The organism is Marinobacter sp., assembly GCF_048259445.1.
Taxonomy (GTDB): domain Bacteria; phylum Pseudomonadota; class Gammaproteobacteria; order Pseudomonadales; family Oleiphilaceae; genus Marinobacter.
Genome location: NZ_JBLXHQ010000009.1, coordinates 91,047 through 115,914 on the forward strand (window position 1 = coordinate 91,047; position 24,868 = coordinate 115,914).

26 protein-coding genes are annotated in these 24,868 nt (G+C 56.2%); 12 read left to right on the forward strand and 14 right to left on the reverse strand.

What is annotated here, in order from left to right; genetic code table 11:
- Positions 1 to 58: 58 nt before the first annotated feature.
- The gene (locus ACN0RL_RS08660) at positions 59 to 1,027 is read right to left on the reverse strand and encodes an ABC transporter substrate-binding protein (protein ID WP_417515737.1); all 969 of its coding nucleotides are present in this window, start codon (positions 1,025 to 1,027) and stop codon (positions 59 to 61) included.
- A 343-nt stretch (positions 1,028 to 1,370) separates the two neighbouring features.
- On the opposite strand from ACN0RL_RS08660, the gene ACN0RL_RS08665 reads away from it, so the two are divergent.
- Complete coding sequence (locus ACN0RL_RS08665) at positions 1,371 to 1,988, forward strand: glutathione S-transferase family protein (RefSeq protein ID WP_417515739.1); 618 nt, start codon at positions 1,371 to 1,373, stop codon at positions 1,986 to 1,988.
- A 22-nt stretch (positions 1,989 to 2,010) separates the two neighbouring features.
- Here ACN0RL_RS08665 and ACN0RL_RS08670 read toward each other — a convergent pair whose 3' ends face one another.
- A complete protein-coding gene (locus ACN0RL_RS08670; RefSeq protein WP_417515741.1) occupies positions 2,011 to 3,138 on the reverse strand; it encodes a GGDEF domain-containing protein in 1,128 nt (375 codons plus the stop codon).
- A 96-nt stretch (positions 3,139 to 3,234) separates the two neighbouring features.
- On the opposite strand from ACN0RL_RS08670, the gene ACN0RL_RS08675 reads away from it, so the two are divergent.
- On the forward strand, positions 3,235 to 3,843 hold the full coding sequence (locus ACN0RL_RS08675) for a DUF4202 domain-containing protein (protein ID WP_417515743.1): 609 nt from the start codon (positions 3,235 to 3,237) through the stop codon (positions 3,841 to 3,843).
- A gap of 40 nt (positions 3,844 to 3,883) precedes the next feature.
- Here ACN0RL_RS08675 and trpC read toward each other — a convergent pair whose 3' ends face one another.
- From trpC to rpe, 6 genes are all read right to left on the reverse strand, one after another.
- The gene (gene trpC / locus ACN0RL_RS08680; protein ID WP_417515745.1) at positions 3,884 to 4,702 is read right to left on the reverse strand and encodes an indole-3-glycerol phosphate synthase TrpC; all 819 of its coding nucleotides are present in this window, start codon (positions 4,700 to 4,702) and stop codon (positions 3,884 to 3,886) included.
- 213 nt (positions 4,703 to 4,915) lie between these two features.
- Positions 4,916 to 5,944, reverse strand: coding sequence for an anthranilate phosphoribosyltransferase (gene trpD, locus ACN0RL_RS08685; protein WP_417515747.1), 1,029 nt, complete (start codon positions 5,942 to 5,944; stop codon positions 4,916 to 4,918).
- 14 nt (positions 5,945 to 5,958) lie between these two features.
- Positions 5,959 to 6,540 carry an anthranilate synthase component II gene (locus ACN0RL_RS08690; RefSeq protein WP_417515749.1) on the reverse strand — a complete coding sequence of 194 codons (582 nt, stop codon included), beginning with the start codon at positions 6,538 to 6,540 and terminating at the stop codon, positions 5,959 to 5,961.
- Positions 6,541 to 6,555: 15 nt separating this feature from the next.
- Positions 6,556 to 8,043 carry an anthranilate synthase component I gene (trpE, locus tag ACN0RL_RS08695; protein ID WP_417515751.1) on the reverse strand — a complete coding sequence of 496 codons (1,488 nt, stop codon included), beginning with the start codon at positions 8,041 to 8,043 and terminating at the stop codon, positions 6,556 to 6,558.
- A 196-nt stretch (positions 8,044 to 8,239) separates the two neighbouring features.
- Positions 8,240 to 8,929 (reverse strand): phosphoglycolate phosphatase, encoded by a 690-nt coding sequence (locus tag ACN0RL_RS08700; protein ID WP_417515753.1) that lies wholly within the window; start codon positions 8,927 to 8,929, stop codon positions 8,240 to 8,242.
- The gene (gene rpe, locus ACN0RL_RS08705) at positions 8,926 to 9,627 is read right to left on the reverse strand and encodes a ribulose-phosphate 3-epimerase (protein WP_417515755.1); all 702 of its coding nucleotides are present in this window, start codon (positions 9,625 to 9,627) and stop codon (positions 8,926 to 8,928) included. The genes ACN0RL_RS08700 and rpe overlap by 4 nt, the downstream gene beginning before the upstream one ends.
- Before the next feature lie 90 nt (positions 9,628 to 9,717).
- Between rpe and ACN0RL_RS08710 the strand changes: the two genes are divergently transcribed.
- Positions 9,718 to 10,668, forward strand: coding sequence for a DUF3530 family protein (locus ACN0RL_RS08710; protein WP_417515757.1), 951 nt, complete (start codon positions 9,718 to 9,720; stop codon positions 10,666 to 10,668).
- Here ACN0RL_RS08710 and ACN0RL_RS08715 read toward each other — a convergent pair whose 3' ends face one another.
- Genes ACN0RL_RS08715 through ACN0RL_RS08725 form a run of 3 tightly spaced genes read right to left on the reverse strand, consistent with a single transcriptional unit; the run spans position 10,669 to position 13,173 of the window.
- Positions 10,669 to 11,418, reverse strand: coding sequence for a molecular chaperone DjlA (locus tag ACN0RL_RS08715; protein WP_417515759.1), 750 nt, complete (start codon positions 11,416 to 11,418; stop codon positions 10,669 to 10,671). It lies immediately after the preceding gene.
- Positions 11,419 to 11,422: 4 nt separating this feature from the next.
- Positions 11,423 to 12,130, reverse strand: coding sequence for an N-acetylmuramate alpha-1-phosphate uridylyltransferase MurU (gene murU / locus ACN0RL_RS08720; RefSeq protein WP_417515761.1), 708 nt, complete (start codon positions 12,128 to 12,130; stop codon positions 11,423 to 11,425).
- A complete protein-coding gene (locus ACN0RL_RS08725) occupies positions 12,127 to 13,173 on the reverse strand; it encodes an aminoglycoside phosphotransferase family protein (RefSeq protein WP_417515763.1) in 1,047 nt (348 codons plus the stop codon). Before ACN0RL_RS08725 ends, murU begins: the two co-directional genes overlap by 4 nt.
- 334 nt (positions 13,174 to 13,507) lie before the next feature.
- Between ACN0RL_RS08725 and ACN0RL_RS08730 the strand changes: the two genes are divergently transcribed.
- The 9 genes from ACN0RL_RS08730 (at position 13,508) to slmA (ending at position 22,076) form a co-directional block, all read left to right on the forward strand.
- Positions 13,508 to 15,838 (forward strand): LPS-assembly protein LptD, encoded by a 2,331-nt coding sequence (locus ACN0RL_RS08730; protein WP_417515847.1) that lies wholly within the window; start codon positions 13,508 to 13,510, stop codon positions 15,836 to 15,838.
- Positions 15,839 to 15,937: 99 nt separating this feature from the next.
- A complete protein-coding gene (locus ACN0RL_RS08735; protein ID WP_417515765.1) occupies positions 15,938 to 17,293 on the forward strand; it encodes a peptidylprolyl isomerase in 1,356 nt (451 codons plus the stop codon).
- Positions 17,293 to 18,300: a 4-hydroxythreonine-4-phosphate dehydrogenase PdxA gene (pdxA, locus tag ACN0RL_RS08740; protein WP_417515767.1), complete on the forward strand. Its 1,008-nt coding sequence runs from the start codon at positions 17,293 to 17,295 to the stop codon at positions 18,298 to 18,300. The genes ACN0RL_RS08735 and pdxA overlap by 1 nt, the downstream gene beginning before the upstream one ends.
- Positions 18,301 to 19,140 carry a 16S rRNA (adenine(1518)-N(6)/adenine(1519)-N(6))-dimethyltransferase RsmA gene (rsmA, locus tag ACN0RL_RS08745; RefSeq protein WP_417515769.1) on the forward strand — a complete coding sequence of 280 codons (840 nt, stop codon included), beginning with the start codon at positions 18,301 to 18,303 and terminating at the stop codon, positions 19,138 to 19,140.
- Positions 19,133 to 19,933 (forward strand): symmetrical bis(5'-nucleosyl)-tetraphosphatase, encoded by an 801-nt coding sequence (locus ACN0RL_RS08750; protein WP_417515771.1) that lies wholly within the window; start codon positions 19,133 to 19,135, stop codon positions 19,931 to 19,933. Before rsmA ends, ACN0RL_RS08750 begins: the two co-directional genes overlap by 8 nt.
- Positions 19,934 to 19,961: 28 nt before the next feature.
- Entirely contained in the window at positions 19,962 to 20,351 is a 390-nt protein-coding gene (locus ACN0RL_RS08755) for a DUF423 domain-containing protein (RefSeq protein ID WP_417515849.1), read from the forward strand.
- 7 nt (positions 20,352 to 20,358) lie between these two features.
- Positions 20,359 to 20,559 (forward strand): sulfur carrier protein ThiS, encoded by a 201-nt coding sequence (gene thiS, locus ACN0RL_RS08760; RefSeq protein ID WP_417515773.1) that lies wholly within the window; start codon positions 20,359 to 20,361, stop codon positions 20,557 to 20,559.
- A gap of 85 nt (positions 20,560 to 20,644) precedes the next feature.
- Complete coding sequence (locus ACN0RL_RS08765; RefSeq protein WP_417515775.1) at positions 20,645 to 21,454, forward strand: thiazole synthase; 810 nt, start codon at positions 20,645 to 20,647, stop codon at positions 21,452 to 21,454.
- Between the two features lie 28 nt (positions 21,455 to 21,482).
- Positions 21,483 to 22,076 (forward strand): nucleoid occlusion factor SlmA, encoded by a 594-nt coding sequence (gene slmA, locus ACN0RL_RS08770; protein WP_417515777.1) that lies wholly within the window; start codon positions 21,483 to 21,485, stop codon positions 22,074 to 22,076.
- Between the two features lie 99 nt (positions 22,077 to 22,175).
- Here slmA and ACN0RL_RS08775 read toward each other — a convergent pair whose 3' ends face one another.
- The 3 genes from ACN0RL_RS08775 to ACN0RL_RS08785 form a co-directional block, all read right to left on the reverse strand.
- Complete coding sequence (locus ACN0RL_RS08775; RefSeq protein WP_417515779.1) at positions 22,176 to 23,000, reverse strand: inositol monophosphatase family protein; 825 nt, start codon at positions 22,998 to 23,000, stop codon at positions 22,176 to 22,178.
- 54 nt (positions 23,001 to 23,054) lie between these two features.
- A complete protein-coding gene (locus ACN0RL_RS08780) occupies positions 23,055 to 24,350 on the reverse strand; it encodes a pyridoxal phosphate-dependent aminotransferase (protein WP_417515781.1) in 1,296 nt (431 codons plus the stop codon).
- A 133-nt stretch (positions 24,351 to 24,483) separates the two neighbouring features.
- On the reverse strand, positions 24,484 to 24,798 hold the full coding sequence (locus tag ACN0RL_RS08785) for a DUF3301 domain-containing protein (RefSeq protein ID WP_417515783.1): 315 nt from the start codon (positions 24,796 to 24,798) through the stop codon (positions 24,484 to 24,486).
- Positions 24,799 to 24,868: the final 70 nt, after the last annotated feature.

The window sequence follows — 24,868 nt, forward strand, 5'->3', positions numbered from 1 at the left end:
ATCAGACTTACCCGGGGCAGATCCATGCAGATGCTGCGCCCGGGCCAGGGTGGGTCAATCAGTTTTCAAGGATGGCGGCAAGATTCTTTCTGGCGTCATCATTCAGCCAGCCAGACCATTCGTCACGATTATTGCTGAGGAAATAAACCGCAGCTTCTTCACCGGACGCGTTGCTGGAGTCCATCCAGGCCAGAAGCGCGCTCATGGTTTCGGTCTTAAACGTCATCTTGCTGAGCATCTCGGTTACTTCCGGCTCCCGTTCCTTGAAGTCGGTGGTGACAGACGTCAGAACCGTCGCTGCCGGAAACTCGGAAACCCCCGGGTTGTCCGCGTTGGCATTCTGGTTTTTCTCGTGCACTGCCTGTTTGTACTCGCCCAGCTCTACCCGGGTCATGTCGTACTTGCCCAGTGGTACGGTCGGGCCCCAGTAGTAGCCGAACCAGGGCTCTTCGTTCTGAACCGCAGAGGCCATTGATGAAGCAAGGGTTTCACCGGAGCCATGGTTAAATACCTTGATGCCGGAATCTTCAAGGTCCAGGGCGCGGACCAGATTGTCACTGACAATCCTGCAGCCCCATCCGTCCGGGCAGTTGTTGAAGCGCGCGCCTACAAGTTCGGGGTTGGCCATCACACCTTCAATGGTTTTCAGCTCCGGATGTTTCTCTACCAGATAAGTGGGCAGCCACCAGCCTTCTACCCCGCCGGGATCAAGCACTTTTCCGAGGCGCTCGATCTTGCCTTCTTTTTCAAGACGCAGATAGGCTTCACCCGCCGAGTTCAGCCACAGTTCGGTGACAATGTCCGGTTCGCCATTTTCAGCTACGGACGTTACCGCAGGTACTGTGTCTGAGGGGATTACCGACACATCGCAGCCATAGCCCTGTTCCATGATAAATTTGGCCACGTTGGTGACCACTGTATTGGAGGCCCAGTTCATTTCTGTGATAGATACTTCACCACAGTTGGCCTGTGCCATGGCGGGCACCGATAGCGCACATAGCAGTGCAGCTGACGTAAGCTTTCGCATAGTCACTTCTCCGTTTTAAGGTTGGTGAATTCTGATATCGGTTGTTTTTCTGATTGTTTTGGTACTGACAGGAGGTAACCGGAAACGGCTCTCTGATTTGCGATTTTCTGACAAAACTGGAAGTAGGGCAAAACGACTCATCTCGGTTACCACGTAGGTATAAGCATAAGGATCCTGAGCTCAGTTACAAGGTTTTAACAAAAATGGGCCATGTCTGTAGACGTATCCGGGCCTGGTTCGGAGTTTCCGGTCAGTTGCTTGACGCAACTCTTTTTTAAGGCCAATCTCTCGGTTGTTTGTTACGTTGACTCATCCTGAATTGTCCGGAACGGAGCTGATAATAATGAAGATTTTCGAAACAAAAACCGCACCGAATCCTCGTCGCGTACGCATGTTCATGGCAGAGAAAGGGCTGCTTGAGAAGGCCGAATTCATCGAAATTGACCTGCAGAAAGGTGAAAACCTGACCCCGCAGTACATCGCACGTAATCCCATGAAAAAAGTACCGGTTATGGAGCTGGATGACGGAACCTGCATCTCCGAGACCATGGCCATTTGTCGGTACTTTGAAGAAAACTATCCGGAAGCCCCCACTCTTCTCGGAGATACCCCTGTAGAGAAAGCCCTGATCGAGCAGTGGGTCAGGTGGGTCGAGTTCTACTTCTTTATGCCGACAGGCATGTGCTTCCAGCACACCAGTGGTTATTTCAAGGACCGGATGAATCCCATCAAAGAGTGGGGAGAGGATTGCGGACAGAGCGTCAGCAAATTCATGGCGTTTCTGAATGATCATCTCGCCGGGCAGGACTACATTTGTTGCGATCGTTTTACCGCTGCTGACATCAATGCCTTTACAACGGTTGCGTTCGCACGGGTAGTAAATATCCGCATCCTGCCCGAACACACGAACCTTCAGGCATGGTATGACCGCATCAAGGCGCGCGCGTCGGCGCAGGCCTGATGTTTAGTAAAGCATGCTCAGACTAGGGTGGCGCGATAGCTTCTGTGCGGTTACGGCCACCGTCTTTTGCCTTGTAGAGAGCGTCATCGGCTCGTTTGATGGCGTTTTCAATGTCATCGTCCCCATGGCAGCTGGTCACACCCAGGCTGATGGTTTGAGGGATGCTGTGTTCGCCGGCCAGCATGGGTTCGTCGGCGAGGGATCGGCGAACTTTTTCGGCCACATGCATGGCGCCTGCCAGGTCGGTTTCTGGCAACAGAATCAGGATTTCCTCGCCGCCCCATCGGCATAGAACGTCCTGAGCTCTCATGTGGCTGCTCAGCCTTTTTGCAGCTTCCTTCAGCACGGTATCGCCAATATCGTGCCCGTAACGATCATTTACTCGTTTGAATCGGTCGAGGTCTCCGAGAATCAGGCTGTGTGTGGTGCCGTAGCGCTGCGCACGCGAGTGCTCCTGTTCCAGTAACGTGTGCATGGCTCTGCGGTTCAAAAGCCCGGTCAATTGGTCGGTGGTTGCCTGCTCCCGAAGCTGCTGGCGGGCCAGAAACTCACCCGCCCGAAGTTGCCTCAGTGCTTCGCTTGTTACTATGCCAATAACCATCATGACCAGAGGATCAAACATAAAGGGCAGCAGTTCTGAAAGTGCCAGGCCCTGCGCGCTGGTCACCAGGGCAAAGACTGTCAGGGGCAGGGCGAACATTAGCCACCACTCTTTCGAGCCTCTGACCGAGAGGATGGCTACGCCGAAAAAGCTTATAACCATGCCGTTGATTATCTGATAGGTGTCAGCAGTTCGCCCGTTGTAGTGAATCAGAAACAGTCCAAGTATCATGACCATAACTGAAAGCCCCATGGCTCTGAGCAGGTAGCGGCTCTGGCATAGGGGTTTGCCGGTGTAATGGGAGAGCAGAGTCAGTGAGGTGCTCAGCAGAACCGGTATCCGGAAAAAAAGCTCCGTTAACCAGAGGTCCGGGCGGTGGGCAAGGCGGAGTTCGTGGGAAAACTGGTAGAAAATTACGGTGATCAGGAGTACCCAGGCCGCGACAATGGCTACTTGTCCCTCTACTGTCCGTATGTGTGCCTCATAGGCGGGAAGCCACTTGGGTGGTACCTTTTTGTATGGCGGTTTGAGGCCTGAAAATCTCACCATAATCATAATCCGGCTGCCAGTAGTTTTAATCATCAGTCAATACGACGCCAGACACAATAGCCTCTGCGGGGTTATTATGTCGCAAAAGGAGACAGTATGAAGCGTGCACCTGTGAAGTGTGCTCTGGATGCGATCGACAGTGCAAATCGCGCAGATCCAAATATGGAGACTATGGCAAACGAGCTCTTGCCCAGAGAGTACGTTTATAGCCTGCACATGACTCGTTGGTTGCACGAATTAGAACCAGCACCCTCGGAGCGAATGCAGATAGCTTGTCGCGCCCAGCACATCGAGCGCTGGAAAATGCCCCGCAGCGACTACCCGGAAGGCCGGAAATCCTATTACGAATGGCGCCAGGCTTGCGGCCGTATGCATGGCCGCAGAGCCGCTGAGATTATGGCGGATTGCGGCTTTCCTGAGAGTGAATGCGAGCGGGTTGAGGTGATTCTGACCAAGCGCGAGTTGCGCAAAGACGCAGACACCCAGTTGCTCGAAGACGTGGCGTGTATGGTGTTTCTGGAAAAATACTTCGCGCAGTTCTACGCGGACAATGCTGAATACGAGCGGGAGAAGTGGCTGAGGATTGTGCGTCGTACCTGGGGCAAGATGTCGCCCCGCGCCCACGAGCGGGCCTTGGCGCTATCGTCAAAGCTGCCTGAGCATTTGCAGCTGCTGATGCAGGAAGCCCTGGCGGATCCTGCCTGATTCGCCAGAGTTGTGATGGCCGGCCTGTCTTTGTACTTGCTCAGTTCTCAGGGAAAAACAATTCCTGCAACTTTTCACCCGGGTTGGCCGCTCGCATAAAGGATTCGCCCACCAGAAATCCGTAGATGCCCCGGCCAGTCATGGCTTCCACGTCGGCCCGGGTCATGATGCCGCTTTCGGTAATGGCCATACGCTCTGGACCTATGCGTTGATGCAAGTTGAACGTGGTGTCCAGAGATACGTCGAAGCTGTGCAGGTCGCGATTGTTGATGCCCACCAGTGGTGTGCTCAGTGCTAATGCTTCGTCCATTTCTTCGCTATTGTGCACTTCGACCAGTACGTCCATGCCAATTTCGTGCGCTATGCCTTCCAGTTCCTGCATCTGGTCTTTGGTGAGGCAGGCGGCGATCAGGAGTATGCAGTCGGCACCGATGGTGCGGGCTTCGTATACCTGATAGGGCGCGACCATGAAGTCTTTGCGGATGACTGGCAGGCTGCAGGCGTTGCGGGCGGCTATCAGGTAGTCTTCGTGGCCCTGGAAGAAGTCGTGGTCAGTAAGTACTGACAAGCAGGCTGCGCCACCTTTTTCGTAGCTTTCGGCAATCTCGGCGGGTTCAAACGGGTCGCGGAGTATGCCTTTGCTGGGTGAGGCTTTTTTGATTTCGGCGATGACGGCGGGCGTGCCGGCTTCGATGCGCTGGCGCAGGGCATTGGTAAAGCCGCGGGTGCCGGGTTGGTCGCCGGATTTGGCCTTGAGATCTTCCAGGCTTGTTGTGCGTTTGCGTGAGTCTATTTCTTCCCACTTTCTTTCTACGATTTTGCGCAGGATGGTGGGGGTTTTGTCGTTTTGCATAGCCATTTTTGTCGGATTCCGTGTTTGAGCCTGTGCGGTGCCGCTTTCAAAAACACGCCCGTGAATACGTCCATGTAGGGCTTGGCTGCAGCCATCCTTGGCTGCAGACAGTTTTTGAAAGCGGCACCGCACCGGCTCTCAGAGTTCTGGTGGTGACGGCTCACAGATTAAAACGCATTTGTTGCCGCGCTTCGTGAGCGGGTGTTGTTGCTAAGTCGCTCAAAAACAGTGTGAAAAATCCGCCAATTCCGCCAATTTGCCCGCGGCAAGACCGGAGCCCATGGCATCCAGCGCCATTTCCACGCCCATTTTCGCGGTTGGTGCCAGACCGGCTATGTAGATGGCGGCGCCGGCGTTGAGGGCGATCAGATCCCGGGCTTTTTCGGCCATTTCGTCGTGGCCGCGGCCGAAGGCGGCTTTGATCAGGTTCAGGGAGTCTTCGGCGGTATCAACAGAAAGGCCTACCAGGGTCTGGCTTTTGATGCCCAGGTCTTCCGGGGTTATATCGTATTCGATGATCTCGCCGTTTTTCAGTTCAGCTACGTGAGTGGCGCTGGCCAGGCTGATTTCGTCGAGGCCGTCTTTGGAGGCCACCACCATGATGTGTTCAGATCCGAGCTTTTGCAGTACTTCGGCCATGGGGCGGCACAGGGCTTTGCTGAACACGCCCAGCAACTGGCGTTTGACGCCGGCCGGGTTGGTCATGGGGCCAAGGATATTGAACAGGGTACGGCAGCCCATTTCCTTACGCGGGCCAACGGCATGTTTCATGGCGCCGTGATGGGCCGGGGCGAACATGAAACCCACGCCGATTTGTTCTACGCAGCGGGCGACCTGTTCCGGTGTGAGGTTGAGGTTGATTCCGGCCTGTTCAATCAGGTCGGCACTGCCGCTTTTGGAGGAGACGGCACGGTTGCCGTGTTTGGCGACGAATCCGCCGGCGGCAGCAACAACGAAAGCGGCAGCAGAGGATACGTTGAACAGGTTAGCGCCGTCGCCGCCAGTGCCTACGATATCGACCAATGGCTCGGCTTTGACGGTTACGCCGGAGACCAGCTCGCGCATGACTTCCACTGCGCCGGTGATCTCGTCGACGGTTTCACTTTTTATGCGCAGGCCCATGAGCAGGGCGCCGATCTGGGCGTCAGTGGCCTCGCCGTTCATGACGATGCGCATTACGCTTTTCATTTCTTCCCGGGACATGTCCAGGTTTTCGGCCACCCGGTTCAGTGCGTCTTTCATGTTCATTGGCTTTGCCTTTTTTATTGGGTTCGCAGGAAGTTGCGCAGCAGTTCGTGGCCCTGTTCGCTCATGATTGATTCCGGGTGAAACTGCACCCCTTCGATGGCCAGGGTCTTGTGGCGCACGCCCATGATTTCTTCCACACTGCCGTCGCTGTTGCGTGTCCAGGCAGTCATTTCGAGGCAGTCCGGCAGGCTGGCCTGTTCGATTACAAGGCTGTGGTATCGGGTAGCCTGCAGCGGGTTGTTGAGGCCGCGGAATACGCCGGTGTTGTTATGAAAAACCGGGGAGACTTTGCCGTGCATCACGCGCCCGGCGCGGATGATGTTGCCGCCAAATACCTGGCCGATAGCCTGGTGACCCAGACAGATACCGAGTATGGGAATCTTGCCGGCAAAGTGGCGGATAGCCTCCATAGATAGACCGGCTTCGTTGGGCGTGCAGGGGCCGGGCGAGATCACCAGCTGTTCCGGGTTCAGTGCCTCGATCTGTTCTATAGTGATCTCGTCGTTACGGTGCACCTGTACGTCAGCGCCCAGCTCAGCGAGATATTGCACCACGTTGTAGGTGAAGGAATCGTAGTTGTCGATCATTAATAGCATGATATTCCCCTCGCCTCAGTGGTCGAAATCGTTGTAGGTCATGGCCACTGCGCGGAAGATGGCGCGGCCCTTGTTCATGGTTTCTTTCCACTCAAGGCGAGGCACCGAGTCGGCGACTATGCCTGCGCCGGCCTGTATGTGCAGGGTGTTGTCCTTGATGACGGCGGTGCGGATGGCGATGGCCGTATCCATGTTTCCGTTGAACGAGAGGTAGCCGACGGCGCCACCGTAAACGCCGCGCTTCACGGGTTCCAGTTCGTCAATTATTTCCATGGCACGGGTTTTCGGCGCACCGCTCAGGGTGCCGGCGGGCAGGGTGGCCTTGAGTACGTCGAGGCAACTGATGCCGTCTTTTACCTGGCCGGTGACGTTGGACACTATGTGCATTACGTGGGAATAGCGTTCCACGGCCATTTTTTCTGTTAGCCGCACAGTGCCGGTTTCTGATATACGACCGGCATCGTTACGGCCCAGGTCGATCAGCATAAGGTGTTCGGCAATCTCTTTCGGATCGGCCAAAAGTTCCGCTTCCAGAGCCCGGTCTTCGGCATCGGTAGCGCCGCGTTTTCGGGTGCCGGCAATGGGGCGCACAGTCACTTCGCGGTCTTCCATGCGTGCCAGGATTTCAGGTGACGAACCCACAATGTGGAAGTCGTCCAGATCCAGGAAGTACATGTACGGCGAGGGGTTCAAAACCCGCAGTGAGCGGTAGAGATTCAGCGGTGGCGCCTCAAACGGAATCGACATGCGCTGGGAGATGACGGTTTGCATCACATCACCATCCAGCACGTAGTCTTTGATTTTGTTGACGGCCTCCTCGAACTTTTCCTGACTGAAGCCGGACACAAACTCGCTTTCATCCACGGTTTTTCCGCGCAGGTGCGCGGGCGTTCTGGGAGCGTTGGCGTTTTGCCGGTGCAGCTGTTGTTCGAGTTCGTCGAGTCTTGATTGAGCCTGATCGTAGCTACCCTCACTGGATGGGTCTACGTGCACAATCAGGTGCAGCTTGCCGCGCAGGTTGTCGAAAACAACCAGTTCGTTGGACACCATCAGAAGTATGTCGGGCGTGCCAATGCGGTCGGGCGGGCAGCTGGTCGCAAGGCGCTTTTCTATGTAGCGCACCGTGTCATAGCCGAAATAGCCCACCAGGCCGCCGTTGAAGCGGGGCAGTTCTTCCAGGTCGGGGGCATTGAAGCGCTCCTGATAACTTGCGACGAAGGCCAGCGGGTCATCCACTTCAGCGCTTTCTGTCAGCTCGCCCAGGCGGCGAATTTCAATGCGGTGACCGAAGATTTTCAATACTTCCTGGCTGGGCAGGCCAATAATGGAATAGCGGCCCCATTTTTCACCACCCTGTACCGACTCAAACAAGTAAGAGTATGGCCCGCTGGCCAGTTTCAGGTAGGTACTTAAAGGGGTGTCCATGTCCGCAAGCACTTCGCGGTACACGGGGATGCGGTTGAAGCCAGCCTTTGCCAGCTTGCGGAATTGTTCGAAGTTCATGGTCGGGTTTCCTGAAATCTGATCTGCGTTCGAGCAGGTGCTCGCTTGCTGCCGGGCTGAGTATTTTCAGCCGGTACGCCATCGCCACCATCGTGTTGCGCGGGTTGTGAGAATGCCCGGCGCTGCAGTCAGATTCAGTCCCTGCACGGCAGGAATCTCCCGAATTGAAAAGAATGAAAATCCAAGACCTGTGAGGTTACAAAAGCTCGCTCAGGGAATCAACCACTGCGTCTGCTCCCAGTGCCTGCACTGAGCGCCCGAAATTATAGCCATAAGTGACTGCTACACAGGGAATGCCGGCTGCCTGTGCAGCACTGACGTCTGCTGCCGAGTCACCGATCATCACTGTAGTACCGCGGCTGCCCTGAAGCGTCTCCATGGCATGCAGCAGTGGTGCGGGATCCGGTTTTTTCGTGCTCAGCGTATCGCCCCCGACCACCAGACTGAAATAGCGTTCCAGCCCAAGCTGCTTCAGCAGAGGGGCAACAAACTGTTCCGGTTTGTTGGTCACGATGGCCATGCGGCAGCCACGCTCGCGCAGCGTTTCAAGGCAGAGTTCAACCCCGGGGTAAACCGCGGCATGCAAGCCGTTGAGTTGTCGATAGTTATTGAAAAACAATGTTAGTGCGTCGTTGAACAGAGCGTCGTCGGCGGCATTCGCAGGCTCCCAGTCTGCTCTGCCTGCAAGTGCACGCCGCATCAGTATGGGCGAGCCGTGCCCAACCCATTGACGCACCTGTTCAATGCCGGCTGGTTTACGCCCCAGCTGTTCAAGGGTGCGATCAACCGCTGCGGCAAGGTCTGGCGCGCTGTCTACCAGAGTGCCATCAAGATCGAACAAGGCAACGCCAGGCCAGCGGTCGTTGAACAGGCCGGCCAGGCTCATTGGCCCGGAACCGTGTGGCCCAATGCGGTGCGGGCATGCTCCAGCTCCAGGCGCATGGCATCGATGGTGGCTTTGTAGTCGCTTGTGTTGAAAATGGCCGAGCCTGCAACGAAGGTATCCGCGCCGGCTTCGGCAATTTGCCGGATGTTGTCGGTTTTTACGCCGCCATCAATTTCCAGCCGGATGTTGTAGTTGCTGGCGTCGATGCGATTGCGGGCTTCCCGCAGCTTGTCGAGAGTGCCGGGGATGAACTTCTGGCCCCCGAAGCCGGGGTTGACCGACATCATCAGTACCATGTCGAGCTTGTCCATCACATGATCCATGTGGTGCAGGGGGGTGGCAGGGTTGAACACCAGGCCGGCTTTGCAGCCGCCTTCGCGAATCAGCTGCAGGGAGCGATCAATGTGCTGGGACGCCTCCGGGTGGAAGGTGATGTAGCTGGCGCCGGCGTCAATAAACATGCGAATCAGATCATCCACCGGAGATACCATCAGGTGCACGTCGATGGGTGCCGTAACGCCGTGTTTGCGCAGCGCTTCACACACCATCGGCCCGATGGTCAGGTTAGGCACATAATGGTTGTCCATAACGTCGAAATGAACCACGTCTGCGCCAGCGGCCAGAACGTTATCGACTTCCTCGCCCAGGCGAGCAAAATCAGCAGACAGAATGGATGGGGCAATCAGATAAGGATTCATCACAGTTCTCGCAAACAATTGGCAGCCATTGATAATAATGACAGTCTAACAGCTCAAGAGTGCTTTTTCGTAGCCAGAGGAGCAGGAACTGTGCGCCGATTCAGAACAATGACCCGAAGTGGCAGCCGCATGAGTCTGTGTGGCTGCCTGCTGGCCGTGGTGCTGGCAGGCGGCGGAGCGCCAGTCTCTGCAGAGGAAAAGGTGGCTCCCACGGTACCGGATCAGACGACGCCTGACGAAGTGCGCGGAATAGTATCTTCCGGGCTGGGTGAATGGGGTCTGAGCCGGAGATTCCCGGATTCTGCGCTCTGGCTTGATCTTGAGGACGAAGCCCGCACTCTGGCGCTGTTCTGGCCCGAGACTGAAACCCCGGCAAGAGGTGCTCTGATCATTCTGGCCGATGAAGGCGAAAATGCAGAGTCGGGGCTGGCAGGCGCCCTGGCCCGGGAGCTGGCGCATCGCAAGTTTGCTGTGCTTGCTCTGGGGCTTGAGCCGCCGACGGCGGCGTTGGAGTGGATTCTGGAACGTCCGCGCCCGGTGCCTGTGGCAGAACCGGAAGAGCAGAGCCCGGATGCCTCAAGCCCGGCCACGATCGATGTAATGGCGTCGGAAGTGGTAGATGAGTTGGAGGCCGCGTATCGGGCGCGCATTCATCAAGAACTTGTCGCCGGAGCTGCTGAGCTCAGGGAACGTGAATACGAACTCCTGGCCGTAATCGGCATAGGGCGGGGCAGCAATCATACTGTGCCCTATGCGGTGGAGCAGGAGCCGCCTTCAGCTCTGATCTGGGTCGGCCCGAAGTTTTATCCTCGCGATGCCAGCCGGTTGGCAGAGGCGCTGGAGAAGGCTTCTTTACCGCGTATTCTGGAACTCTCATCAAGCGATGAAAGCGGGCAGCGCAAAGCTGATCTGGAGCGGGCAGGAGTGGAGAGCTTCAGCCTCCAGTCTGTGGGTTCGGGTACGTCTTTTCTGCCGCGCAACGGGAAGGCCCTTGCCGGCAGGATATCGGCCTGGCTTAAAGTGGACGCGCGCCAACAATAGCTAGTGATGCCTGCGGATCAGTTCCCAGGCCTGCTGATAACGCAGAAGGCGTTCTTTTGCCAATGCGTGCTCGGCTGCGCTGAGCTGTTGCTGCGCCAGCTTGTCCGGGTGGCATTCGGAAACTTTTTTACGATATGCGCGCTTGATCGTTGCGATTGGATCTCGTCGTGTTACACCAAGCAAAGCGCAAGCCTGTTCGAGGTTTACCGGCTTTGAAGGTGCCTCACTGATGTCGCCCCACGCCTGGGTGGAGTAACTGTCGAAGATGTCTTCGCTGATGGTGACCGGCATGCCGATCTGGTCAATGGTGTCCTCACAGCGATAGCGCCGGGGTTTGAGGGGCCTGCCCTTGAGCTGCGCCGCGTGGCACAGGCAGATGGCCATTTTCAGGGCGGGAACCGGCCAGATGCGATGGCTGAGCCTTAATGTAAGGCCGCTGAATGGCGGAAGCGATTCAGATGTTTTGCCTTCCTGAAAGCTGCGGATGGCTTTTCGCCTTTGCCGTTTTGACAGCCTCAGCGCCACGATAAGATTTTCTGCAAAAGTGATGTCCTGCTCCGATACCCGTCCATCTGCCCTGGCGATGTAACCCAGAAAGAAAAAAAGTGGCTTGCGGCACCACCGTGGCAGATTGGTCTGGCCGATCAGTTTATGTGCCTGATGGCCGGAAGCAGAGAGTTTGTGCAGAAGGCCGGAAAATGCGGCTTCCATTCGCGGCGGCAGAGCGGGTTGCGCAGAGCGGGTCGCCATTGCTCTATGGCTCCTGAATTGTCATATGCTGGTCCAGGGCCCGCAAACGCTCCGGAGTTCCTACGTCAACCCATACACCCTGATGGTGCAGACCAGCTACACGGCCTTTACCCATGGCTGTAAGCAGAACCGGCCCGAGCTTGCCAGCCTGGTCAGTCAGTCCGTCAAACAGCCTTCGGTGCAGAAGGCTGATGCCGGTAAATGTCAGTTTTTCGCCGTCTTTCCCGGTGCACTCCCCGGAAAGCCTGCCCTTGTCGTTAAGGCAAAAGTCACCATGGCGATGATGTGGGGGGTTATCTGCCATCACGAGAACCGCATCGGTGGCGGACAATTCTGAAGCTGTCATAGACTGAAGGCGGGTGAGATCGAAATCGGACCAGATGTCGCCGTTTATAACCATAAACCAGTCGTCGCCGTTGGCGGTAAGCAGGGGCAGTGCCCGCACAATGCCGCCGGCGGTCTCCAGTGGCTCACCTTCACGTGAGTAGTGCAGTGACAGCCCGAATCGCTCGCCTTTGCCCAGTGTGAATTCGATCTGCTCCCCAAGCCACGCATGGTTGATGACAACATCCCAGAAGTTGGCGCGGTGGAGGCGCTCCAGGAGATGTTCGATAAGCGGTTTACCACCAGCGCTCAACAGAGGTTTGGGCGTTGTCAGTGTCAGTGGCCGCATACGCTCCCCTTTACCTGCGGCAAGAATCATCGCCTTCACTGTGCCAGATGCTCCTGGCCCGGAACGGGTCCTATCAACTCTTCAATCCGGGGAACAGCCACCGCTGTCAGCCAGTCGTGGAAATGTCTCAAGGCTGGCTGTCGTTTGCTGGCAGTAAGCAGATAACCCATTGTACGAGGAATATCCTCAAGATAGCGCGGTTTACCATCGCGCATGGCAAGTCTGGCAAAAATGCCTGCGGCTTTCAGGTGGCGTTGCATACCCATGAGCTCAAACCACTGGCGGAAAGTGTCACGGTCGGCACGGTGCAGGCCTGCTGCCAGAGTCTGTTCACGGAAGTTCTCCAGCCACTTGCATATCCGCTCCTCGGGCCATTGAATATAACAATCCTTGAGCAGCGAGACGGCATCGTAGGTAACCGGCCCCGTTACTGCGTCCTGAAAATCGATAACGCCCGGGCGGCCGCTTTTTTCCAGTACCAGCAGATTTCGTGAGTGATAGTCCCGATGCACGGTTACTTTGGGTTGGGCCAGCGCACTCTCGCGAAGTAGCGCGAACGTGGTATCAAGCATGGACTTCTCGATGTTATCGAGCTTCAGTTCCAGATAGCCTTCCAGCAGCCAGTCGCTGAACAACGCCATTTCACGGTTCAGCAAAGCTGTGTCGTAGGCTGGCAACGGATAGTCAGGCGGTGCAGGCAACTGCTGGATAAGCACGAGTTCGTCCAGTGCGCTCTGGTATAGCGTGTTGGCAGTGTCCGGGCTGAGCTGCCCCAGCATCAGCTGATCGCCGAAATCTTCCAGCAAAAGAAAGCCCCGCTCTGGGTCGGCTTCGAAAATCTGCGGAACGGTAATGCCGGCCTGGTGCCAATGGCTGCCTATGCTTACGAAAGGCGCGCAGTCTTCTTTCTCAGGAGGTGAATCCATAATAATGAAGGACGTGCTGCTGCCATCTGTGCCTTTTTTAAAGGCCCGGAAGTAGCGCCGGAAACTGGCGTCGCCGGAAACGGGCAGGACGTCGGCGTTCTCAAAGCCGGGAAACTGTCTGACCCAGCTGGTCAGCATTTGCAGGCGGTTGTCCATAGCTCGGGCGATCATCCTGAATTAATGAGTGCATTGAGAGTAAGCGTCAGTAAGCCTTGGCTTTGTCCATAACATAGACTATTCCCGAGGCACCTCGGGAAAGATTATAAAGAGGGTAAAACGGTTTTGCAGCGGAGTTTCGTGTATCGGGCCCCGTTTCCGTTAACAAGCTTCAGGGGCACGTGTAAACTAGGCCGCTGTCATTTGTGTATTCGTGCCCCGTTGCGCTATCCACAGTTTTCTATGCACCCGGAACAGGAACCTTGCTACCGTGCCATCGTCCGACAGCTACCTGCATACGCAGAAGGGCATATCGCAGCGTCGGTGTGCGCGCCTGCTTGCCGGTTTAGCCCTGGTGTCGGGGGCAGGCCTTTCTTTTGGCGAAGAAGCACCATCGGCCGCCGAACTGGACTGGCGACCTAAAAGCCAGCTTCCGGATTCTGTCAGGAACTCGCTGCCGGCATTCTGCTCGGGCGGTTATTTGCCATCCGGTGGTGGGGAAGATGGCACGGGTGTTTTCAGTGAGGGGCTTGATGGAACAGGAGAAGCTGTTCCCTTGCAGGTTAGTGGCCTGAATGCCCGTTATGAAATTGATCGGGAATTATATCTTCAGGGCGATGTCCGGCTCCGTCAGGGAACTTTTCAGGTGACGGGCTCTGAGGCCCGTTACAATCAGGGCCTCGGGCAGGTATCGATTCAGGGCCCGCTGGTCAGTCGTGGTGACGGATTTTTGCTAACCGGGGAGCGCGCCGAATACAGCGTGGACTCGGGACGATTCGATATCAATACCGCGACCTTCCTGCTGCATGGCCCGGAAATGCGAGGTAGTGCCGAAAGTCTCTCCCGCGTGGATGACTCCAGGGTAGAAATTCGTGAAGGCATGCTCACTACCTGTGGGCCGCAGCAGAATGACTGGGCTATCGTTGCGTCTGATATCGAGCTGGATCAGGCAGGAGGCTTCGGAACCGCAAAGCATGTGCGTCTCGAGATTCTTGATGTGCCGGTGTTCTACTGGCCCTATGCCAGTTTTCCCATTGATGATCGCCGCAAGACCGGCTTCCTGTATCCACAGTTTGGTTCTTCCAGTGCTGGTAGCGGTGCGTTTCTCGCGACTCCCTATTACCTGAACCTTGCGCCCCATTACGACGCCACGCTTACACCACAGTACATTTATGGTCGTGGTCTGTTTAACGAGGCTGAAGGCCGGTATCTGAGCCGCCTCGGGCAGACGACCGTGCAGCTGGGGTACATAGACGATGATTCCGCCTATGCAGACGAGAACCCCGGTGAATCCGGCCAGCGCTGGGCGCTGGACGCCTCCACCCGGGCGATGTTCGGCAGTGGCTGGAACGGCTACGGCGATTTTTCCGTGGTCAGCGATAACGATTATCTCAGTGACCTGAATCGAAGCCTGGAAATCAGTCAGACTACCCATCTGCAACGCCGTGGCGGGGTGCGTTACCAAACGGCTAACCAGTATTTCGATGCTTACCTCAATGATTACCAAACCATAAGCGACAGCATTGCTGACGTAGACAAGCCCTACGCACAATTGCCGCAAATCGTTTATGCAGGAACGGCTGACGCTGGCTGGCTGGAGGCGGGACTGGAAAGCGAGTATGCCTGGTTCTACCGTGAAAATGACTCGTTGAGCGGTCTTGATAAAGCCAATGGCCAACGTTTCCGTGCGCGGCCCGAGTTGGCATTGCCGATGCGCGCGCTCTGGGGCTTCAGCCGTCCGTCGTTAAGCCTGGATTACACGCGTTACGATCTGGAGGACTACAGCGCCGGCGACGGAGAGTTTGATCGCACGGTACCTGTCGTAGAATGGGACAATGGCTTGTATTTTGATCGCCGGTCGAGTCTGTTTGATGTGCCCTACAACCAGACACTGGAACCCCGGCTTTATTACGCCTGGGCAGACGCAGAGGCAGACCAGAATGATATTCCGGCATTTGATACAGCCTTCGAGAGTTTCAGTTTTGACCAGTTGTTCCAGCCTGACCGCTTTGTAGGGGGCGACCGGGTCGGTAATACCAACCAGTTGACGGTGGCCCTGACCAGTCGGTTCAATGATCTGGTTACCGGTGCCGAAAGAGCCCGTTTCAGTATCGGCCAGGTTCAGTATTTCGAGGATCGCGAAGTAACGCTGTTTGGTGAAGGCGCGAGTAATCTCAGCCGATCATCCCTGGCGGGTGAGGTCGTGCTTAACCCGCTACAGAATCTGCAAATCCGGTCTTCCGGGCTCTGGGATCCGGAGACCGGGGATACGCAAGAGGGTCGGAGCCAATTGGTCTTTCACTCGCAGGACTACCGGTATCTGGCGAGTGTTGGCCATACTTACAGCAAGGACGAGCTGGAACAGTCGGATATTGCGGCGGTTATCCCGGCAACAGACCGTGTTAGTCTGATCGGCCGCTGGGTATATGATTCGGATCTGGATCGCACGGTTGGTTCCCTTGCCGGGATTGAATACAACAATTGCTGCTGGAGTGTTCAGGTGGTTCACCAGAATTATTTCACCGATGATCAGGAGCTCGACAGCCGCATACTGTTCCAGATTCAGCTAAAAGGCCTGGGTGGCAGCGGAGGTTCTTCAACATCGATCTCCGAAGCTATTTACGGTTTCGATGAACGTGAGCAGCGTCGCTTTGGAGCACCCTGACCGGGGCTCTTGATTGGCACTCCTGACTGCACCCCCCTGACGAAAACGGTGCCTTCCGGTACCCTTTCCGCAGGCTTATATCTTTATCAAGAGGTGATTATGAAGGCGACGATTCGCCAGGGTTTACAGGTACTGCTGATGTTGTCGGCAGTGGTGCTTTCTTTTTCGGCCCAGGCTGAGCGCAAACTGCTCGACCAGGTGGTTGCCATTGTTGATGACGATGTGATCCTCCAGACCGAACTGGAAGCAAGAATCAACACCATTGTCGGGAGGCTCAGCGCCCAGGGCACAGGCCTGCCGCCGCGCCGCCTTCTTGAAGAGCGTGTTCTGGAACAGTTGATTACCGAATCCGTCCAGCTGCAGATGGCCGACAAGATGGGGATGCGCATCAGCGATAACGAGCTGAACGAGACTCTGGTAAACATTGCCGAGCGCAACGGCATGAGCCTGGCTGAGTTTGAAGAACAGCTTGTTGTTGAGGGCGTAAGCTATCGCCAGGCAAGGGAGCAGATTCGCCAGGAAATGATCACCGGCCGGGTGCAGCAACGGCAGGTGGGCAACCGGGTTCGTGTTACGGATCGCGAAGTCGAGAACTACCTGCTGGCGCTGGAGTCCGGTGGCGGTAATGATGCGGAATACCGGCTAGCCTATATTTTTATCGAACTGGATAGCCCCGCTGACGATGCGTCTGTCGACGCCACCCGCGAGAAAACGGAAGGCCTTCGCGCTGCTATTCTGAACGGTCGGGACTTTCGTGAAGTGGCTGTTGCGGAATCTGATGCCAGTAACGCCCTCGAGGGTGGCGACATGGGCTGGCGCAGTGAGCGGCAGTTGCCATCACTGGTTGCGCCGGTAGTACCAGAGCTGGAAGTTGGCGTACCCTCTGAGGTCCTGGAGAACAACAGCGGCTTCCATATGGTAATGGTGATGGACAAGCGTGGTGGATCCCGGAAGCAGGTTATCCAGCAGAACCGTGTGCGCCATATCCTGATACGGCCTTCTGAAGCTGTGACAGATACCGAGGCAGAAGCCACCATTCGTGAGATCGCTGAGCAGATTCAGAACGGTGCTGATTTTGCTGTGCTGGCCCGTGAATATTCGGATGATCCTGTATCTGGCTCCGACGGTGGCAATCTGGGTTGGGTAAGCCCCGGGCAGATGGTGCCCGCGTTTGAGCAGGCCATGCAGGAGGCTGAAGTGGGCGAGACCAAAGGGCCATTCCGCTCCCAGTTTGGTTGGCATGTTCTCGAGGTTGAAGAGCGTCGTCAGAAAGACATAAGCAGCGATGTTAAGGAGGCTGAGGCTCGGCAGGCAATCTATCGTCGCAAGTTCGAGACCGAACTGCAGAACTGGCTGCGGGAAATTCGTGATGAGGCGTTTATCGAGTTCAAAGGTGAGTATGCAAAAGACGCAGCTGAAGACGAATCCGGTAACTCCCAGGAAGCCGCAGAATAATGAATGATGGGATTGTTCTGGCGCTGACCGCCGGCGAGCCAGCAGGTATTGGCCCCGAGCTCTGTCTGCAGCTGGCCACCGGTCAGCGTAGTGCCGGTGTGGTAGTGATTGCGAGCCAGCAATTGCTGGAAGAGCGAGCCAGCTTGTTGGGCCTCGAGGTTGCGCTGCACCCCTGGAAGCCGGGCATTGAGCCGCGGAAGAGCGCAGGTGAGCTTTCGGTATTAAACGTAGCGGGCTGCGCTTCTCATCAGGCAGGAAAACTCGATACCGCCAATAGCCGATATGTGCTGGAATCCCTGACTGTTGCAGCCAGGGGATGCCTTGAGGGTGATTTTGACGGCATGGTTACGGCGCCTGTACACAAGGGCATTATCAATGACGCCGGCATTGAGTTCAGCGGCCACACCGAATTTCTTCAGGAGCTCTGCGGTGTGGAACGGGTGGTCATGATGCTGGCCACAGAAGAGCTTCGAGTGGCTTTGGTCACAACCCATTTGCCCCTCAAAGACGTGCCCGCCGCTATCACACCTGAGCGGCTCACTCAGGTTGCCACCATTCTGAATGCCGATCTGCAAACTTTTTTCGGCATTGAACGGCCAAGAATTCTTGTGGCCGGCCTGAACCCCCATGCCGGGGAAGGCGGCCATCTCGGCCGTGAAGAAATCGAGGTGATTGAGCCGACGCTTGAGAAGCTTCGTGAGACAGGAATGCAGCTGGCGGGCCCCTTACCGGCAGATACGTTGTTTACACCACATTGGTTGAACGATGCCGATGCCGCCCTGGCCATGTATCACGATCAGGGCCTGCCCGTTCTCAAGTTTCAGGGTTTTGGTCGTGCTGTAAACATCACTCTTGGTCTGCCCATTGTGCGTACATCCGTAGACCACGGCACAGCTCTGGATCTCGCCGGCACGGGTAATGCAGATGCCGGTAGCCTGCACACCGCAATTCGAGTGGGCGAGCAAATGGCACGCTCCCTCAAATCCGCTAAAAAGAGAGAAACCTGAGTGAGCAAAAAAGCCGGCCATCAGGCCAGGAAACGGTTTGGCCAGAACTTTCTTCACGATCCGGGTGTAATCGAACGCATCATCCGCGCCATTCACCCGAAGCCGGACGATGCCATTGTAGAAATCGGGCCCGGCCTGGGCGCAATAACCGAAGAGATTCTGGCGGTCAATCCGAAGCTTCAGGTGGTGGAGCTTGATCGTGACTTGATACCCGTATTGCGCACCAAATTTTTCAACTATCCTGATTTCCGTATTCATGAAGCCGATGCGCTGAAATTCGATTTCAGCCAGCTCGTGGACACCAGGCCTCTGCGCATTATCGGCAACCTGCCTTACAATATTTCCACACCACTGATTTTTCACCTGTTGTCTCAGACCGGTGTAGTGCAGGACATGCACTTCATGCTGCAGAAAGAAGTCGTGCAACGGATGGCGGCAGTATCCGGCGATAATAATTACGGCCGGTTGGGTATCATGACCCAGTATTTTTGCAAGGTTCAGCCATTGTTTGAAGTTGGCCCCGGCGCGTTTCGGCCGGCTCCGAAAGTGGATTCAGCCATTGTGCGTCTGGTTCCTCATAAAGAGCTTCCGTATCCGGCGAAGGATCTTGGCACCTTGCAAGCTGTGGTAAGAACCGCGTTTAACGCTCGCCGCAAAACCCTGCGCAAGGCGCTGGCCGGCATGGTCTCCGTTGAACAGCTGCAAGCCTTGGGAATCAACGACGGCCTGCGGCCTGAAAACCTCAGCCTGGCGGACTTCGTAAGCATCGCGGACTTGCTCGTAAGCGAGAAGGGCTCCGATATAACCGAAGAGGTTAGTCGCGGGGACAGTTATGACTGACTATGCCATTGGCGATATTCAGGGCTGTTACGATCGCTTGAAGGATGTTCTGGCCAAGGTAGACTTTTCGCCTTCCCGGGACCGTCTATGGGTGGCAGGTGATCTGATTAACCGGGGGCCGTCATCTCTGAAAACCTTGCGCTATATTGAAAGCCTGGGCGATTCGGCCGTGGTGGTTCTGGGCAATCACGATCTGCACCTGCTGGCTGTGGCTCTCGGTGGCCATGCGCCAAAACGCAAGGACACACTCGCAGGAATACTGAACGCCCCGGATCGCGACAAACTGGTGAGCTGGCTGCGGCAGCAGAATCTGTGTGTATATGACCCTGAGCGGAACATTATGATGGCCCACGCAGGGGTGCCGCATATCTGGAGCATTCAGCAGGCGCTCGTAAATGCCCGGGAAGTCGAAGAGGTGATCCGGGGGGAAAACGCCCGGGAATACTTTGCGATGATGTACGGCAACAAGCCGGAAGGCTGGAGCGACAATCTGACAGGAATGGACCGCTGGCGGGTCATTACCAACTACTTCAGCCGGATGCGCTTTATTGCCAGCGATGGCAGGCTTGAACTCACCATCAAAGAATCTGCCGGCAACGCGCCAAAGGGTTTTGCCCCCTGGTTTGAATTCCCTCGCACAGATGATCTGCGTGTTGTCTTCGGGCACTGGGCTGCCATCGAGGGGAAGACCGGCTGCGACCGGTTTATCGGGCTGGATACCGGTTGTGTCTGGGGCGGTGCGCTCACGATGATGAACCTGGATACCGGAGAAAAGATCCATTGTGACTGCTGAATTCGTAAAAGCTCAGGCTCAGAGCTTCATGCGCCTGCCCATCGCTGCCGGTGCTTTTTTTGCACTTCTGGCGGTCATGTCAGGCGCCTTTGGAGCCCACGGGCTACGCAATGTTGTGAGTGAGCGCAGCCTGGAGGTCTTCCAGACCGCTGTGACCTATCAAATGTATCACGCCATTGCATTGGTGCTGGTTGCCCTGTTGTCAGGGTTTGGCCTTTCACGTCGATTGCTGGGGGTTGCTGTCGGGTTCTTTCTTGCAGGCATTTTGCTGTTCAGTGGCAGTCTCTATGCACTGGTGCTGACCGATATACGTTGGATCGGCATGATTACGCCCATCGGTGGCGTATGTTTTATAGCCGGTTGGGCATTATTGCTGGCAGCCGGAGTGCGCCGGCAAGCAAACAAGGGCAGAGGTTAGGAGAGATATGCAGGTACAAGTAAATGGCGAAGCCATGGACCTTCCCGAAGGAGCCACAGTGGCAGCGCTGGTAGAAAAAATGAGCCTTATGGGCAAGCGGCTGGCGGTGGAAGTGAACGAAGACATTGTACCCCGAAGCCAGCACACTGAATTTGCACTGAGTAACGGCGATCGCGTTGAGGTGGTCCACGCGATTGGGGGCGGCTGAAGCCCCGTCTGGCCAGGTGAAGGCCTTGCTCTGATATGCTTTTTCAATAAGTTACATCACTACATCTTACCAACCCGGAAACACTATGACCGACATGCCAGAGATCCAGTTGCCCGAAGACAAACCTCTTGAAATCGCAGGCCGTGTTTACCAGTCACGGCTGCTGGTTGGAACGGGTAAATACCGGGACCTGACGGAAACCGGCCACGCCATTGAAATGAGCGGTGCTGAAATGGTGACTGTCGCCGTTCGCCGCACCAACCTCGGGCAAAATCCCGATGAACCAAACCTTCTGGACGTGATCTCTCCGGAACGCTACACCATCCTGCCTAACACGGCTGGCTGCTATACAGCCAAGGATGCTGTGCGAACCTGCAAGCTGGCGCGCGAGCTGCTCGACGGTCGTGATCTGGTCAAGCTGGAAGTGCTGGGCGAACACAAGACCCTGTACCCGAACATGCCGGAAACTCTGGTGGCCGCTGAAGAACTGATCAAAGACGGGTTCAAGGTAATGGTTTACTGTTCCGACGACCCCCTGCTGGCGATGCGCCTTGAGGAAATGGGTTGCATCGCGATCATGCCGCTGGGCGCACCCATCGGCTCCGGCCTGGGCATCCAGAACCGCTATAACATCCGCTTGATCGTCGAAAACGCCAAAGTGCCCGTATTGGTGGATGCTGGCGTAGGCACGGCCTCCGATGCCACCATCGCCATGGAGCTTGGCTGCGACGGTGTTCTGATGAACACCGCCATTGCCCAGGCAAAAGACCCGGTCAAAATGGCCAACGCCATGCGCCTGGCCATTGAAGCGGGACGAGAAGCCTATCTGGCAGGGCGGATGCCCAAAAAGCTTTACGCGAGTGCATCGTCGCCAATTGATGGCACTTTCTTCTGATTCAGATTCTGATTAAGAGCGCTGCAGTATGGCCACAACCGATCAGAAGCCCAGTCGCCGGGAGGCGATTCTCCACGCACTTCTTCAGCTCCTGGAAAACGATCCGGGAGCCAGAATTACCACCTCGGTTCTCGCGAAATCCGTTGGCGTGACAGAGGCGGCGCTGTATCGCCATTTCCCCAGCAAGCGGAAAATGTTCGAAGCGCTTTTGGAGTTTGCCGAAGAAGCCGTATTCTCACGCTGCCAGGTCATCCTTCAGGAACAGGAAGATGTGCGCGTTCGTTTGCAGCAGTTGGCGCATCTGGTTCTTGTGTTCGCCGAGCGCAATCCGGGGTTGTGTTGTGTGCTCACCGGCGATGCGTTGGTTGGCGAAAACGAGGCTTTGCGCAAGCGTGCTTCCCAGTTCTTCGAACGTCTGGAAACTCAGGTGCGACAAACCCTGAAAGAAGGTGAAATCCGCCAGGGTTTGCGGCCACGCACCAGCGCTACTCGCGGTGCGGATTTTGTTCTGGTGTTCATGGAGGGCCGGGTTCAGCGGTTTATTCGCTCGTCGTTTGTGCGGTTGCCCACAACTGATTTTGACGAGTGTTGGGGCTTGGTTGCTGAGGCTGTTTGGGGCTAGCTTGGAGTTGTCCTCCCTTGTAGCGGTTCCGGGACAGGACCTTCCTGACCGTGCCTGCCCCCAAACCTTGAAGGCTACAAAGAACCCGAACACCGAAGCTCAGTCATACCCCGAAGCAGACCGAAGAATCTGACGAATGGACTCCCAAATAGCAGGCGCCGAAATCAGAATGTCGCGACCCCAAAGATCCTCAGGGTAACCCTCGGGAACTTCGCTGAAGTGTCCGGCCGTGGCACCTGCCTCCAAAGCAATCAGGCGGGCGGCGGCGAAATCCCAGGGGCTGACGTTTTCGTAGTATATGTCCAACCGGCCGCAGGCCACCCAACAGATATCCAGAGCCGCGGAGCCGATACGGCGCAGGTCTCGGCATTGGTGAATCATGGCATCCAGACGGCTTACCAGAGGGGCCAGGTTGTCTTTGGTATAGGGAAAGCCGGTTGCAAACAGTGAGTCTCTGGGAACTGTCGCATCGCTGTGGTGTATAGGGGTGCCGTTGAGCGTGGCGCCATCGCCGCGAGTGGCGCGGAAAGTTTCACGAGAAAAAGGTGCATGCACCACGCCGGCCTGAACACGGCCGTTTTCCGCATAGGCAATGGAAACCGCCACCTGCGGGTGACCATAGGCGTAGTTTACCGTGCCATCAATGGGGTCAACGATCCAGAGAGGTGTCTCTAGCTCCTCGGCCTGGCTGAGGTCTGGCATGGATTCTTCGGACAAGATACGGTGATCCGGGAAGCGCTTCTGGATGGCGCTGGTGATGAACTCATCGGCCATGATATCAGCGTGGGTAACCAGCTCAGCATGGTATTTGTAGTCAGTACGGAGGGTGCTGTTATCACGCTCACGGCGAATCAGCTTTCCGGCCTCCAGGGCCAGATCTTCTGCGAAATCAGTGATGTCCCGAAGGGAAACAGAGTCAGACATGGCGCCCCCGTTATAATCTTCCAAGAGTGAGAGCACCAGTCTATCATGGCTTGATCAGAGACTGTTCAGCCAGGCTTCCATCTTGTCCATGGCCTTCACCAGGCGAGGGCATGCCTTGTCGACAAAGTCATCGCCCAACTCCTGATCGGCATAGTCTCCGCCGGCCAGTTGCAGGGACTCCGCGCCGTCGAAATCTACGAATGCCAAACGCGCACCCAAATGATCTGGTACAAAGCCGAAGTCACTGGCTGGCAGAATGGCTACGCCGGTGTTTTCAAGCAATGACTGGCAAAACGCCTGGCTGGTTTTGATATCTTTTTTTGCAAGCTGGTCGCGGAAGCTATCGAAATTGGGGAACAGGTAGAAGGCGCCCTCGGGCTTCTGCACAACGGCGCCCATGTCGCTCAGGCGCCGGTGCATATACTCTCCAATCACCTTCAGCACACGGCGAGACTGTTTTAAATACTCCTCTATGTCATCGCCACCGTTAAAGGCAGTGATCGCAGCGTGTTGTATGGGCGCACTGGTGGCCGTGTAGGTTTCACTGGCGATAATTGCCATGGCGTCCTGCAGGGGGCGCAACTCTCTCGGGAATATGAAGGTGCCCAGGCGCCAGCCACCAGCACCGGCCCATTTACTGAGCCCGGTACTGATAATGGTGCCTTCCGGGTAGTAGCGTGCAATGGATTTATGCTTGCCCTCAAAATGTACTTCGCCGTAAATCTCGTCTGAAAGCAGGATGATCCTGTATTTGCGGGCCACATTGGCAATGGCCAGCAACTGATCGTCGGTATAGGTGCAACCGGTGGGGTTGGAGGGGTAGTTCAAAATCAGAATGCGCGGACGGGAAACGTCGTCCCGGCAAACAATATCCAGTTCCTCAGCGGTCAGTTGCCAGTTGTTCTCTGCGTGAGTGGGAATCCAGTGCACAGAGCGGCCGATAATACGGGCCTGGGGTGCGTAGGAGACCCAGCTCGGGCGTGGAATGAGTAGATCGCCGTAATACGCCAGCTGCAGAATGAACAACAGCTCCTTGGAGCCCGGGCCAATCAGTACGTCCTCCCAGGTACACCGCATGCGCTCACTGCGGTTGATGTAACCGGCGATGGATTCCCGCAGGCTTTTGAGCCCCTTGACTGGCAGATAGTCTTTTTCGTGGGCGTGCTGTCTGAGCGCTTCTACTACGCGCTCAGGAACGGGGAAGGGTGATTGTCCCAGCCCGAGCTTGATGATGTCCTTGCCTTCAGATTTAAGCTGGTTGCTCAGCTCATTGATGCGCAGGGTGGCAGAGGGTTGAATGCCGCGTACGTTCAGGTTGATTGCGAAGCGTTGGTCGTTATGGATATCCATTGTCCCAGTCTGTTTGTTGAGGGTGGCCCCGACAGTATAGGAAACCCAAACATATCTGTGGACGCTGTGCGGATAGGTGATTGCCGAGGTGTGCGTTCGTTATTGGAATGCTGGAACAGAATGGCTCGGGCATTCAGGAGAATCTGTGAGGGTCCAGTTCCATATGCAGTATGCGGGGCCCGAGCATGATAACCCGGCCGCTGTAACGCTCTTCGCCGGTGGAAGTAAAATCAAACATGAATCGACGCCAGACGCGTATCTGGCCCTGATCGTCACGCTTGAACCAGATGCCGCGTAGATAAATAGCGTCGTCCAGCAACATCACGTCCATGGTTTTGCAGTAGCGGCGGGCAGCCTCGAGCACAGAGTCTTTGATGGCTTTCGCACGCCACCAATACCAGATGACAAAGATTGCGACAAACAGCCAGAACAGTGTTCCCAGAGTCATGATAACAACACGATAGCGGCGATCTTCCGAAAGAAATAACAGGACAGAGCGCCAGACTACCTTATTGTGT